General features: G+C 74.4%; 9 protein-coding genes. 3 read left to right on the forward strand and 6 right to left on the reverse strand.

What is annotated here, in order from left to right; translation table 11 throughout:
* Nucleotides 1–2 precede the first annotated feature (2 nt).
* Complete coding sequence (gene hemL / locus ACVMYR_RS02690) at nt 3–1,340, reverse strand: glutamate-1-semialdehyde 2,1-aminomutase (protein ID WP_077935611.1); 1,338 nt, start codon at nt 1,338–1,340, stop codon at nt 3–5.
* Nucleotides 1,341–1,515: 175 nt separating this feature from the next.
* Here hemL and ACVMYR_RS02695 point away from each other — a divergent pair, with 175 nt between their 5' ends.
* Nucleotides 1,516–1,851: an STAS domain-containing protein gene (locus ACVMYR_RS02695; protein WP_043961324.1), complete on the forward strand. Its 336-nt coding sequence runs from the start codon at nt 1,516–1,518 to the stop codon at nt 1,849–1,851.
* A gap of 111 nt (nt 1,852–1,962) precedes the next feature.
* Here the strand turns inward: ACVMYR_RS02695 and ACVMYR_RS02700 are convergent, their stop codons facing one another.
* Nucleotides 1,963–3,612 (reverse strand): ABC transporter permease, encoded by a 1,650-nt coding sequence (locus tag ACVMYR_RS02700; RefSeq protein WP_457121031.1) that lies wholly within the window; start codon nt 3,610–3,612, stop codon nt 1,963–1,965.
* The gene (locus ACVMYR_RS02705) at nt 3,609–4,526 is read right to left on the reverse strand and encodes an ABC transporter ATP-binding protein (protein WP_077935610.1); all 918 of its coding nucleotides are present in this window, start codon (nt 4,524–4,526) and stop codon (nt 3,609–3,611) included. Before ACVMYR_RS02705 ends, ACVMYR_RS02700 begins: the two co-directional genes overlap by 4 nt.
* 87 nt (nt 4,527–4,613) lie before the next feature.
* Between ACVMYR_RS02705 and ACVMYR_RS02710 the strand changes: the two genes are divergently transcribed.
* Entirely contained in the window at nt 4,614–5,126 is a 513-nt protein-coding gene (locus ACVMYR_RS02710) for a GbsR/MarR family transcriptional regulator (protein ID WP_091279644.1), read from the forward strand.
* A 70-nt stretch (nt 5,127–5,196) separates the two neighbouring features.
* Here the strand turns inward: ACVMYR_RS02710 and ACVMYR_RS02715 are convergent, their stop codons facing one another.
* The gene (locus ACVMYR_RS02715; protein WP_077935608.1) at nt 5,197–5,751 is read right to left on the reverse strand and encodes a response regulator; all 555 of its coding nucleotides are present in this window, start codon (nt 5,749–5,751) and stop codon (nt 5,197–5,199) included.
* Entirely contained in the window at nt 5,748–10,115 is a 4,368-nt protein-coding gene (locus ACVMYR_RS02720; RefSeq protein WP_457121032.1) for a HAMP domain-containing protein, read from the reverse strand. Before ACVMYR_RS02720 ends, ACVMYR_RS02715 begins: the two co-directional genes overlap by 4 nt.
* Nucleotides 10,116–10,328: 213 nt before the next feature.
* On the opposite strand from ACVMYR_RS02720, the gene ACVMYR_RS02725 reads away from it, so the two are divergent.
* On the forward strand, nt 10,329–12,410 hold the full coding sequence (locus ACVMYR_RS02725; protein WP_457121033.1) for a SpoIIE family protein phosphatase: 2,082 nt from the start codon (nt 10,329–10,331) through the stop codon (nt 12,408–12,410).
* 245 nt (nt 12,411–12,655) lie between these two features.
* Here ACVMYR_RS02725 and ACVMYR_RS02730 read toward each other — a convergent pair whose 3' ends face one another.
* A complete protein-coding gene (locus tag ACVMYR_RS02730) occupies nt 12,656–14,014 on the reverse strand; it encodes an FAD-binding oxidoreductase (protein ID WP_457121034.1) in 1,359 nt (452 codons plus the stop codon).
* Between the last annotated feature and the right edge of the window lie 47 nt (nt 14,015–14,061).

Below are 14,061 nucleotides of genomic sequence, written 5' to 3' on the forward strand. Positions count from 1 at the left end.
GGTTACCCCCCGTTGCCTGCCGCTGCCGCCGCGTTCGCCGCCGCCGGCAGGGCCGAGGCGATCCGCTCCAGGGCGGCGTCGTCGATCGCCGCCGAGACGAACCAGGACTCGAAAGCGCTCGGCGGCAGGTAGACGCCGTCGGCGAGCATCGAGTGGAAGAACGCCCGGAACGCCGGGACCTGCTGGGTCCGCGCGCTGTCGTAGTCGACCACGTCGGCGTCCGTGAAGAAGATCGAGAACATGCTGCCCGCGTACGACAGGCGGTGCGGGACCCCGGCGGCGGCCAGCGCGTCGGAGGCGAGCTTGCCCACGACGGCGGCCGTGTCGTCGAGCCGGCGGTAGACGGCATCGTCGGCCAGCCGCAGCGTGGCCAGGCCGGCGGCGCACGCGAGGGGGTTTCCGGAGAGCGTGCCGGCCTGGTAGACGGGGCCGGCCGGGGCGAGTCGCGCCATGATCTCCGCGCGCCCGCCGAAGGCCGCGGCGGGCAGCCCGCCACCCATGACCTTCCCGTACGTCCACAGGTCGGCGTCGACCGGGTCGAGCCCGTGCCAGCCGGAGCGGGACACCCGGAACCCGGTCATCACCTCGTCGACGATCAGCAGCGCGCCGTGCGCGTGGGCGATCCGGGCGAGCTGGGCGTTGAACCCGTCGCGCGGGGCGACCACGCCCATGTTGCCGGCCGCCGCCTCGGTGATGACGGCGGCGATGTGCTGCCCCTGCGCGGCGAACGCCTCCTCGACGGCGGCGACGTCGTTGTACGGCAGCACGATGGTCTCGCCCGCCGCCGCGCCGGTGACGCCGGGCGAGTCGGGCAGGCCGAGGGTGGCCACGCCGGAGCCGGCGGCGGCGAGCAGCGCGTCGACGTGCCCGTGGTAGCAGCCGGCGAACTTGATGATCTTGGAGCGGCCGGTGTGGCCCCGGGCCAGCCGGATCGCCGACATGGTGGCCTCGGTGCCCGAGTTGACCAGCCGTACCTGCTCGACCGGGGTCCGGTCGACGATCTCGGCGGCCAGCTCGACCTCGCCGGGGGTCGGGGTGCCGAAGCTGGTGCCCAGGGCCGCGGCGGCCTGGACGGCGGCGACCACCTCGGGGTGGGCGTGCCCGAGCAGCAGCGGCCCCCAGGAGCAGACGAGGTCGACGTAGCGCCGACCGTCCGCGTCGTAGAGCCAGGGACCCTCCCCCCGGACCATGAAGCGCGGCGTCCCGCCGACGGCCTGGAACGCGCGCACGGGGGAGTTGACCCCGCCCGGCACGATGGCGCGGGCGCGGTCGAACAGGGCCTCTGAGGCCGGCGCGTCGGCTGGGTAGCGGCCGGATCCGGCGGAGAAGTCATCGGTCACGATGCGGCCATTGTGTCAGCGCCGGACGGCGAATCGGCACCCACCCCTGATCGGGGTTACCGGGCTCACCCCGGCGGTGGGGCTCGACGGGGGGCGGGACGGTCGCTGCGGCGGGGCCCGCCGCGCCTGGTCGCCTCAGCGGGCCGGGTGGGCGAGATCGCGATAGGCTGACCGGGTGGATCGTGCCGAACTGTCCATCACGGTACACCGGACGGGCGATGAAGCCGTGCTTCGCCTCGCCGGTGAGATCGACATGCTCACGGCCGCCCAGCTCTCGACCGCCGTCAACGAGGCGCTGGCCGACCCGCCGCCGCGCATCGTCCTCGACCTGGGCGGCGTCACCTTCTGCGACTCCCAGGGCCTGGGCACCCTGGTCGTCCTCAGCCGCAAGGCCAGCCACGCGCAGAGCCTGCTGGTCCTGACCAACGTCGGCGACTTCCTGCTGCGCGTCCTGGACATCACGGGCCTGCGCTCGGCCCTCATGATCCGCAACGGCGCGCCCGCCGACTGACCCGGGCGCCGGTCGCACCCGGGTCAACTCGGCAGGCCGCCTCGGCTTGGCGGCTCGCGTCAGCGCGGCAGCCCGGCAGGTCGCGTCCGCGCGGCAGGCTGCCAGGTCCCGTCAGCGCGGCAGGTCGCGGCGGCGGAACGCCAGCAGGCCTGCCGCCGACAGGGCCGCCGCGGTGGCGGTGAGCGCCAGCAGCGGCGTGCGGGGGACGGGGCCGCCCAGCACCTGCGGGGTGTGGGTGAACGGCGACAGGTCCAGCAGCCACTGGCTCAGCTCCAGCACCGCGCCGAGCTGCCCGAGCAGCAGGCAGGCCGCGAGCGCCGCCCAGGCCACCCCGACGCTGACGCGCGGCAGCAGGCCGAACAGCAGCACCGCCACGCCGACCAGCACCCACACCGCCGGCACGTGCGCCAGCGCCGCCCCGGTCAGCCGGGGCACCCGCCCGGCGACGTCGCCGATGCTGAGGCCGTACGCGAGCCCGGTCACCAGGCCCGTGACGACCAGCACGGCCGCCGGGCCGAGCAGGGCGAAGGCGAGGTGGCCGAGCAGCCAGCGGGACCGGCTCACGCCGGTGGCGAGCACCGGCTCGGCCCGCTGGGCGGTCTCCTCGGCCCGCATCCGCAGCGCGGCCTGGATGCCGTAGCCGGCGGCGGCGAGGGCGGTGATGCTCAGGGTCGCCCCGAGGTACGCCTCGGCGACCGACGCGGAGCCGCCCAGGCGCTCCATCAGCCGGGCGACGGCCTCGTTGCCCTCCACCGCGCTGCCGGCCGCCTCGGCCGCGCCGCCGAGCACCGCCCCGAGCGCCGCCGCGCCGACCGTCCAGCCGAGCAGCGCGACCCGGTTGAGCCGCCAGGCCAGCCCCAGCGGGCCGGCGAGGGCACCACCGGCGGTGGCCGGGCCGAGCCGCTGCGGCAGCACGCCGGCACCGAGGTCCCGCCGGGCGGCCAGCCCCGACGCCAGCGCCCCGACCAGGGCGGTCAGCCCGACCAGCACCGCCAGGGGCCACCACCGCTCGGAGGTGTAGGGGTGGGTGCGCTGGGCCAGGCCCAGCGGGGAGAGCCGGCTCAGCCACTCCACCCCGCCAGCGTCCCCGGCGAGCCGGACCAGGTACGCCACGCCGAGGACCGCGAGGCCCAGCCCCCGGGCGGCGCCGGCGCTCTCGGTGAGCTGCGCGGCGAGCGCGCCGACGGTGGCGAAGAACATGCCGGCGAGGGCCACCGACAGCCCGAACGCCACCGAGCCGGCGGCCGGCAGGTCGGTGGCGACCAGGCCGCCGGCGACGAGCAGCCCGAGCAGCAGGTCCGCCGCGTACGTGACGAGCAGCGCGGCGGCCAGCGGCGCGGCCCGTCCGAGGACGGTGGCACCGAGCAGCTCCCGCCGACCCGCCTCCTCCTCGGTGCGGGTGTGCCGGACGACGACGAGCAGGCTGATCAGGCCCACGATCAGGTGCAGCAGCCCGGCCCGCTGGGTGGCGAGCGCGCCGACGCTGTCGCCGTACGCGGGGCCGAGCAGCGCCACGATCGACGGGTTGCCGGCGGTGGTGGCCAGGTATTCGGCGCGCTGGGCGGCGGTCGGGTACAGCTCGGCGTAGGTCGCCGCGTAGCTGGCGGGGAGGACGGCGATCACCAGCACCCAGATCGGCAGCAGGACGCGGTCACGGCGCAGGATCAGCCGGACCAGGTGCCGGGTGCCGGTGAGCGGCCCGCCCCGCCCGACGGCCGGGCGGCTCGTCGCGCCGCCCCGTGCGGCGACTGCGCGGCTCATCGCGTCGCCCCGGCCGGCGCGGCGTCGGGCGCGGCCGTCCCGTAGTGCCGCAGGAACAGCTCCTCCAGGGTGGGCGGCCGGCTGACCAGGCTCCGTACGCCGATCTCGGTGAGCCGGCGCAGCGCGGCGTCGAGGGCCGGGGTGTCCACGTCGAAGCGGACGCGGTCGCCGTCGACCCGCAGGTCGTGCACGCCGGGCAGCCCGGCCAGCCCGTGCGGCGGCCCCGCCAGCTCGGCGTCGACGCTGGTGCGCTGGAGGTGGCGCAGCTCGCTCAGGGTGCCGGCCTCGGCGGCCCGGCCGCTGCGGATGATCGTCACCCGGTCACAGAGGGCCTCGACCTCGCCGAGGATGTGGCTGGAGAGCAGCACGGTGCGGCCGTCGGCGCGGGCGCGGCGGACCCAGTGCTGGAAGACCTCCTCCATCAGCGGGTCGAGCCCGGAGGTGGGCTCGTCGAGGATCAGCAGCTCGGCGTCGGAGGCGAGGGCGGCGACCAGCCCGACCTTCTGCCGGTTGCCCTTGGAGTAGGCCCGGCCCTTCTTGCGCGGGTCCAGCTCGAAGGCGGCGAGCAGCTCGTCGCGGCGGGCGCGGTCGAGGCCGCCGCGCATCCGGCCGAGCAGGTCGATCACCTCGCCGCCGGTCAGGTTGGGCCACAGCGTCACGTCGCCGGGCACGTACGCGAGCCGGCGGTGCAGGGCGACGGCGTCGCGCCACGGGTCGCCGCCGAGCAGCCGGACGGCTCCCGCGTCGGCCCGGAGCAGGCCGAGCAGCACGCGGATGGCGGTGGACTTGCCGGCCCCGTTGGGGCCCAGGAACCCGTGCACCTCGCCGGCGCGGACGGTCAGGTCGAGCCCGTCGAGCGCCCTGGTCCGGCCGAAGGTCTTCACCAGGCCGGAGATCTCTATCGGAGTTTCCACACTTCCGAAGCTACAGTGATTTCAGAAAGTTGTGAAGTCTGTAGAACCTGAGGCACGATCAGATACCCGACCGCCGAGGAGAGCCCGATGAGCGCCGCCGACCCGCCCCGCCGCAACGAGGAGGCGGTCCACCACTTCGTCGAGCGGATGGCCATGGCCTTCGCGGAGGTCGGCTTCCCCCGGATGGCGGCCCGGGTGCTGTTCACGGTCATGAGCGCGGACGACCCGTTGACCGCCGCCGAGATCGGCGAGCGGCTCGACGTCAGCGCGGCGGCCGTCTCCGGCGCGGTCCGCTACCTGACCCAGTTCGGCATGCTGGTCCGCGAGCCGGTGAAGGGCTCCCGCCGCGACCGGTACCGGCTGCCCGACAACCCCTGGTACGAGGGGACCATCACCAAGACCGGGATCTACAAGAACCTCATCGACCTCGCCGACGGCGGGGTCGACGCCCTGAACGGACGCGGCACCGTGGCCGGCGAGCGGGTCTCCGAGATGCGCGACTTCTTCGTCTTCGTCCAGGAGGAGATCGACTCGCTGGGCGAGCGCTGGCGGGCCCGACGCGCCGCCACCGGGCACGGCAGGCACCCGGCCGACCGGTGACCCGCCCCGCGCCGGCCACCGCCCTGCAGGCCACCGCCCTGCCGGTCGGCCCGCCCCGCCGCCACGCGGCCTAGAGGCTGTTGCCCCAGCGGGCCTGTTCGAGGAGTTCCACGGCGCGGGCGCGGCCGTCCGGGGCGTCGCCGCGCAGCAGCGTCGTGGCCTCGTCGACCGCGTCGGTGAGCGCCCGCCACTGCGTCTCGCGCTCGCGGACCAGGTCGGACTGCGCGGCCAACTGCCGGGTCTTCACCCACAGCTCGACGAAGACCGACACCTTGGCCCGCAGCACCCACGGGTCGAACGGCTTGGTCAGGTAGTCCACCGCGCCGACCGCATACCCGCGCAGGGCGAGCTGGGCGTCCTTGTCGGCGGCGGTGAGGAAGATGATCGGCACGTGCCGGGTGCGTTCCCGCCGCTTGATGTGGCTGGCGGTCTCGAAGCCGTCCATGTCGGGCATCTGCGCGTCCAGCAGGATGACCGCGAAGTCGTCCACCAGCAGCTGCTTGAGCGCCGCCTCGCCGCTCTCCACCGCCACCGACTGCACCGGCAGCCCCTGGAGGATCGCCTCCAGGGCCATCAGATTCTCCCGCCGGTCGTCGACCAGCAGCGCCTTGGCCGTCTGAATCACGAACTCTCCTCGCCTCGGCTGCCGCTCACCCAGGACGACATCAGCTCGATCAGCTCGTCCAGGTCGACCGGTTTGGTGATGTAGTCGCTGCCTCCCGCCGCGAGCGCGGACTCGCGGTCCCCCGGCATGGCCTTCGCGGTCAGGAAGACGATCGGGAGGTCGGCGAAGTGGTGGTTGCGGCGGATCTGCCGGGTCGTCTCGTAGCCGTCCTGGTCGGGCATCATCGCGTCCATCAGCACGATGTCCACCTCCGGATGCTCGGCCAGCAGGCGGACCCCGTCCGCCCCGTTGTCCGAGTACAACACGGTCATACCGTGCAACTCCAATGCGCTGGTCAGAGCGAAGACATTTCGCACATCGTCGTCGATGATCAGCACGGTCACGCCCTCCAGCCGGCGGGTCCCCGGCGCCTCGGCCGGATCCGGCAGCTCCAGCGGGGGCATGAGCAGCGACGACGGCAGGCCCGCCCGGGCCGGCGAGGGCGGCGCGGGCGCGACCACCGCGTCCGGCGCCAGCACCTCCGGTACGTAGAGGGTGAACGTCGAACCCTCCCCGGGCGCCGAGCTGACCGTGATCGACCCGCCGAGCAGACGGGCCAGGTCCCGGCTGATCGACAGGCCCAGCCCCGTCCCGCCGTAGCGGCGGCTGGTCGTGCCGTCCGCCTGCTGGAACGCCTCGAAGATCAGCGACAGCTTGTCGTCCGAGATGCCGATGCCCGTGTCGATCACCGTGAAGGCGATCACCTGGCGGGCGTTGGTCAACGCCGGGACGTCGAACACGACGTTCTCGGGGGCCGGGGCGATGCGCAGCGTCACCGCGCCGTTGTCGGTGAACTTCACCGCGTTGGAGAGCAGGTTGCGCAGGATCTGCTGCAGCCGCTGCGCGTCGGTGACCAGCGCCGGGGGCAGCTCCTTGGCCAGCCGCACCTGGAAGTCGAGGCCCTTCTCCTCCGCCTGCGGGGCGAACGCCTGCTCGACGAACCCCCGGATCTCGGTGAACTGGACCTCCGTCGGCTCGACGTCCATCCGGCCCGCCTCGATCTTCGACAGGTCGAGGATGTCGTCGATCAGGCGCAGCAGGTCCGAGCCGGAGCCGTGGATGGTGCGGGCGAACTCGATCTGCTTCGGGGTGAGGTTCTGCTCCGAGTTCTCCACCAGCAGCCGCGCGAGCAGCAGCAGCGAATTCAGCGGCGTACGCAGCTCGTGGCTCATGTTGGCCAGGAACTCCGACTTGTACGCCGACGCCCGGGTGAGCTGCTGCGCCTTGTCCTCCAGGCCGAGCCGGGCCAGCTCGATCTCCCGGTTCTGGGTCTCGATGTTGGCCTTCTGCTCCGACAGGAGCTGGGCCTTGTCCTCCAACTCGGCGTTGGTGCGCTGCAGCTCGGCCGACTGTTCCTGCAGCTCGTGGGCCAGCCGCTGCGACTGCGCCAGCAGCTCCTCGGTGCGCCGGTTGGCCTGGATGGTGTTGACGGCCACGCCGATGGTCAGCACCAGCCGCTCCAGGAACGTCAGGTGCAGGTCGGGGAAGGCCGCCACGCCGGCGAACTCGATCACGCCGAGCAGCTCGCCCTCGAACAGGACGGGGAGCACGACCAGGTCGGCCGGCGGGGTGTTGGCGAGCCCGGAACGCAGGGTGAGCCGGCCGTCCGGCGAGGCGCTCACCCGGATCGTCCGGCGGGAGAGCGCGGCCTGCCCGACCAGTCCCTCGCCCGGCCCGAACGTGACATCGTGCCCCCGCGCCACGTAGCCGTACGAGGCGGTCAGCCGCAGCCGCATGCTGCCGTCCGAGGTGTCCGCCAGGAAGAACGCGCCGAGCTGCGCGTCGACCAGCGGGGTCACCTCCATCATGATCATCCGGCAGACCTCGCCGAGGTCGCGCTGCCCCTGGAGCAGGCCGCCGATGCGGGCCAGGTTGGAGTCCAGCCAGCCCTGCTCGGCGTTCTTCTTCGTCGTCTCCCGGAGGGTGACGATCATCTGGTTGATGTTGTCCTTCAGGTCGGCGACCTCGCCCTGCGCCTCGACCGCGATCCGCTGGGTCAGGTCGCCCCGGGTCACCGAGGTCGACACCTCGGCGATGGCCCGGAGCTGGGTGGTGAGCGTCGAGGCGAGCTGGTTGACGTTCTCCGTGAGGTCCCGCCAGGTGCCGGACACGCCCTTCACCTGGGCCTGTGCGCCCAGCTTGCCCTCGATGCCAACCTCGCGGCCCACCCGGGTCACCTCGTCGGCGAACGACCGGAGCTGGTCCACCATCGTGTTGACGGTGTTCTTCAGCTCCAGGATCTCGCCCTGCGCGTCCACCGTGATCTTCTGCGACAGGTCACCCTTCGCCACCGCCGTGGTCACCGAGGCAATGTTGCGCACCTGCGACGTCAGGTTCGACCCCATCGAGTTCACGTTGTCCGTGAGGTCACGCCACGTGCCGGAGACGCCCTTGACCTGGGCCTGACCGCCCAGCTTGCCCTCGGTGCCCACCTCCCGGGCCACCCGCGTCACCTCGTCGGCGAACGAACTGAGCTGGTCCACCATCGTGTTCACCGTCGACTTCAGCTCCAGGATCTCGCCCCGGGCATCCACCGTGATCTTCTGCGACAGGTCACCCTTCGCCACCGCCGTGGAGACCTGGGCGATGTTGCGCACCTGGGCGGTGAGGTTCGACGCCATCGAGTTCACGTTGTCGGTCAGGTCCCGCCACGTGCCGGCGACGCCGCGCACCTGGGCCTGGCCGCCGAGCTTGCCCTCGGTGCCCACCTCCCGCGCCACCCGCGTCACCTCGTCGGCGAACGAACTGAGCTGGTCCACCATCGTGTTCACCGTCGACTTCAGCTCCAGGATCTCGCCCCGGGCATCCACCGTGATCTTCTGCGACAGGTCACCCTTCGCCACCGCCGTGGTCACCGAGGCGATGTTGCGCACCTGCGACGTCAGGTTCGACGCCATCGAGTTGACGTTGTCGGTCAGGTCCCGCCACGTGCCCAGCACGCCCTTGACCTGGGCCTGGCCGCCCAGCTTGCCCTCGGTGCCCACCTCCCGCGCCACCCGCGTCACCTCGTCGGCGAACGAGCTGAGCTGGTCCACCATCGTGTTGACGGTGTTCTTCAGCTCCAGGATCTCGCCCTGCGCGTCCACCGTGATCTTCTGCGACAGGTCGCCCTTCGCGACGGCCGTCGAGACCTGCGAGATGTTGCGGACCTGGCTGGTCAGGTTGCCGGCGAGCTGGTTGACGTTCTCGGTGAGGTCGCGCCAGGTGCCGGAGACCCCGCGCACCTGCGCCTGACCGCCCAGCTTCCCCTCGCTGCCCACCTCCCGCGCCACCCGCGTCACCTCGTCGGCGAACGAACTGAGCTGGTCCACCATCGTGTTGACGGTGTCCTTCAGCTCCAGGATCTCGCCCTGCGCGGCGACGGTAATCTTCTGCGACAGGTCGCCCCGGGCGACGGCCGTCGAGACCTGGGCGATGTTGCGCACCTGCGCCGTCAGGTTCGACGCCATCGAGTTGACGCTGTCGGTGAGGTCCTTCCAGGTGCCGGCGACGTTCGGCACGTCGGCCTGGCCGCCCAGCTTGCCCTCGGTGCCCACCTCGCGCGCCACCCGGGTCACCTGCTCGGCGAAGAGGCGCAGCGTGTCGGTGAGCGAGTTCATCGTGTCGGCCAGCTCGGCGACCTCGCCGCGCGCCCCGACCGTGATCTTCTGCGACAGGTCGCCCCGGGCCACCGCCGTCGCCACCTGGGAGATCGACCGCACCTGGCCGGTCAGGTTCGACGCCATGGTGTTCACCGAGTCGGTGAGGTCCTTCCAGGTGCCGGCCACCCCGCGCACGTCGGCCTGGCCGCCGAGCTTGCCCTCGGTGCCCACCTCCCGGGCCACCCGGGTCACCTCGTTGGAGAACGACGAGAGCTGGTCGACCATCGTGTTGACCGTGCGGCCGATCCGCAGGTACTCGCCGCGCAGGGGGCGGCCGTCGATCTCCAGCGCCATGTGCTGCGAGAGGTCGCCGTCGGCCACCGCCACGATCACCCGGGCGATCTCGGTGGTCGGCCGGCCCAGGCCGTCGATCAGCGAGTTGACGGCCCGCTGGTCCTCCGCCCAGGAGCCCTCCAGCCCCTCCTCCTCCAGGCGCTCGTTGAGCCGGCCGTCCCGACCGACGACCCGGCTGATCCGCAGCAGGTCGCGGTGCTGCCGCTCCTGGAGGGCCACCACCTCGTTGAAGGCGTCCGCCACCTCGCCGGCCGCGCCCGCCCGGGGCCGCAGCCGCACCTTCAGGTCACCCCCGCGCACGCGCCGCAGCGCCTCCGCCAGCTCGCCGAGCAGAGCGGCCTGGTCCGGCGCGGACGGGTCCGCGGCTACCGGGTGTTTCGCCGTGGTCATCGCATTCCTCGCTGAGTTCCGGGGGCCGCCGGCGCCCGTCGAACGCACCGGCCGTTCCCTCATTGTGCCCGGCTGGGCTCCGGGGACGCGCCGCCCGCCGGCCCGCCACGCCCGGCGACACCGCCGTCGACGCCGACGCCGGCCCGCGCGGCGCGGCGGGCCGACCGCCGGATCAGCTTGGCGCGGGGCCCGGCGGCGGTGGAGGATACGAAGGTGTCAGCGGAGGCGGGGCCGGCGGCCTTCGACGGTCCGGACGAGCGCGTCCGGCGGGTCCGGCTGCCCGCCGACCGGCGCACACCTGCCGCCGCCCGCGCCCTGGTCCGGTCCGTGCTCGCCGCCGCGCGCCTCGACGACCTGCTCAACGAGGCCCTGCTGCTCACCACCGAGCTGACCACCAACGCCGTCGAGCACGCCCGCACCGAACTGGACATCGAGGTCGTCGGCGACGACATCGGCCTCACCGTGACGGTCTCCGACTTCGCCGCCGGATCCGTCGACGAGCTGACCGTCGGCGTACGCAACGACACCTCGGAGATCAACGAGGTGTCCGAGCGGGGCCGGGGGCTGCTGCTGGTGGACCACTTCGCCAGTCGATGGGGCACGACCTACCTGCCCACCGGCAAGGGGGTGTGGTTCCGGCTGGACCGCTCCGGCGCCGCCGACGGGCAGCCGGTCGCCGCCGGCCCCCAGGCCGGTGCCGCCGGGGGCACGCCGACGTCGACCGCCGGAGGGGAGCACGCGGGGCCCAGCGCCGGGGCGATGAGCGAGCTGATGCAGACCGCCCCCGACCAGTACGCCGACGACCCGCTGCCGGACTTCGCCACCGACCTGCTCACCCGGCTCGCCGAGATGGTCGGCGCGGCCGGTGGCCTCGTCCGGCTCGACCGGGGCGACGGGCTGGGCCGGCAGGTGCTGGCCCGCTACGGTCGCACCCCCCGCGCCGGCAACGAGCTGCTGCGGGTGCCGCTGGCGGTGCACCGGCCGTACACCGGGGAGCTGGAGCTGGACGCGGCCCCCTCGACGTACGCGCGGCCGCTCGCGGTGCTGACCGCCGAACGGCTCTCGCTGCACCTGGAGAACGACCGGCTGCGCCGGGCCGACGTACGCCGGCAGGCCTGGCTGACGTTCCTGGCCGAGGCGGGCGAGCTGCTCGCCCAGTCCCTCGACGTCGAGCTGACGATGGTGCTGATCCCGCAGCTCGTCGTGCCCCGCCTCGGCCAGTGGTGCGCGGTGCACACGGCCGACGAGTGGGGGCGGCTGCGACTCGCGGCCGCCACCCACGCCGACGAGTCGGTGCTGCCGCAGCTGCACAAGGTGCTCCGCGAGACGGGGACGGACTCGGTGCAGTCCCGGCTGCGCGAGGCGTCCCGGATCGGGTCGCAGGTGCCGCTGGGCGGGCCGATGGAGGGCTTCGCCGTCCCGCTGGTGGCGCGCGGGCAGCGGCTGGGCACCCTCGCGGTGGGCCGCCACCAGCGGCACCGGCACGACCCCGACGAGGTGGCCGTGCTGGAGGACGTGGCCCGGCGGGCGGCCCTGGCCATCGAGAACGCCCGCATCCACGCCGAGCGGCGGCGGGTGGCGCAGACGCTCCAGCGGTCGCTGCTGCCGCCGGTCCTGCCGGTCGTCGACGGCATCGGCTTCGCCGCCGAGTACGTGCCGACCGGCGACGACGCCGAGGTGGGCGGCGACTTCTACGACGTGCTCCCCCTGCCCGACGGGCGCTGGCTCGTGGTGGTCGGCGACGTGTCCGGCAAGGGGGTCGAGGCGGCGGCCGTCACCGGGCTGGTCCGCGACGTCATCCGGGTGCTGGTCAGCGACGGCAAGCCGCTGCCGGAGGCGCTGGTCCGGCTCAACAACACGCTGGTCGAGCGGGGCGGCGGGCGCTACTGCACGCTGGCGCTGGCGGCCGTCGGGCCGGGCGAGGGCGACCAGCTCGACGTGTCCCTGCACCTGGCCGGCCACGACCGCCCGGTGCTGCTGCGGGCCGGCGACGGGGCCGCGTTCGTCGGGGCCGGCGGCACCGCGCTCGGCCTGCTCGACGCGATCGCCTCCCCGGCCGCCGAACTGACCCTGGCCCCCGGCGACTCGCTGATCTTCTACACGGACGGGGTGACCGAGCGCCGGCGGGGCCGCGAGCTGTTCGGCACGGAGCGGCTGCGGGAGTCCGCCGCGCCGCTGGCCGGATACTCGGCCGACGTGGTGGCCGCCCGGCTGCGGTCGACGGCGATCGGGTTCTCGGCCGAGACGCCCCGCGACGACATCGCGATCCTCGTGCTGCGCAACGACCGCCGCTGACACCCGGCCCCGGCGCGGGCCTGGGCCGGGCGGGGCCGCGCCACAATGTCGGCGACATGGGGGTATCCCGGCCCCCGGGATACCGCGATGTCGCCGACATCGCGAGCCGCCCCACGCCCGGCGGCCCCCACGCACGGCGGCCCCAGCGAGCCGCCCCCACGCCCAGCCGCCCCCTACGCCTGGCCGCCCCCGGCGAGCCGCCCCCACGCACGGCAGGGGCGGGGCGGCCCTGCGCGGGGTGGATGTCAGAGGCCGCCGGGGAGGCGGCCCGGGGCGAGCCGCTGGTGCGGGTCCAGGTATTCCTTCGCCGCCCGCAGCCGGGGCAGCGAGGCCAGCTCGCCCCACAGGTCGACGGCCTCCCGCACCGGAGGTGGCGCGGCGACCACCACGCACCGGCCCCGCCGGGCGAGCAGGACGGCGCGCACCCCGGCGACGATGGACGCCACCCGATCGACGGGCAGGGTGCCGGGCAGGGCGGCGTGCAGCACGCCCTGGCCGGCCGAGCCGCGCACCGGCACCGGGCCGCCGGCCGCGTCGCGCAGCGCGTAGGCGGCGGCGTGCAGGTTGCCGACCGGCACCTCGATGCGCAGCGCGGTCTCGCCGGGGCCGAACGGATAGCGCCGCCACCACTGCGGTGCCGAGTGCTCGATCTTGGCCTCGTCGCCGAACAGGCCGCGCAGGCCGTCGGCGCGTTCGGCGACGTCGGCGGGGTCGCCCTCCAGCAGCACGGTCAGGCTGCCCGCGCCGGTCGGGGTCACCGTGCGCCGGAACATGGAGGGGTGGCGGGCCCGGGCCAGGGCCTCCGGGGCGTCGGGGTGCAGCGGCGGGCGCGCCCGGTTGGCGCGGGCCGGCAGGTCCAGCTCCACGGCCGCCGCGTCGAGCCGGGCGGCGAGCACCTCGCGGACCAGGCCGTCGACCTCCAGCGGGCTCCACACCGGACGGGTGACCCAGGCCTGGCTGGCCGGCACCGGCTGCACCCGCAGGGTGGCGGAGAGGAGCACGCCGAGGCCGCCCTGCGACCCGCACAGCAGCCGGGCCAGCTCCAGGCCGGGCGCGCCGCCGCCGGCACTGATCAGCTCGCCGGCGGCGTCCAGGTAGCGCATGCCGACCAGTTGCTCGCAGGGGCCGCCGTGTCGGTGCCGCAGCGGGCCGGACTCGTCGGCGGCCAGCACCCCGCCGACGGTGGCCCCGGGCGAGGGCGCGTCGAGGGCCAGCCGCAGCCCCGCCCGTTCCAGGGTGGCCTGGGCGGCCCGCAGCGGGGTGCCCGCGCCGATCTCGACCACGCCGCCGTCGGCCGGCCGGTGGCAGATGCCGGCCAGCCGCCCGGTGTCGAGCATGATGTCGACGTGCGCGGGGGCGACCCCCCAGTCGATCTTCGTGCCGGCGCCCCGGGGCACCACCGTCAGGTCGTGGGCGGCGGCCAGCCGCAGCACCTCGGCAGCGGCCTGCGGGGCACCGGGCACGGCCACCCACCGGGCCTGTGCGCCGGCGACCTCGTCGGCCGCCCCCGCGAACCGTGCGAAGGGCGGGCCGCAGATCTCCGCCAGCCGTCGGGTGATGTCCACTGCACCGGACCGATCGATGGACCCCGCTGCTGTCGCCATGGCCGCAATCGTACATGTGTTCGAAAAGCCGGTCGCGCCGCCGGGCC

This window comes from Micromonospora sp. PTRAS2 (assembly GCF_054052245.1).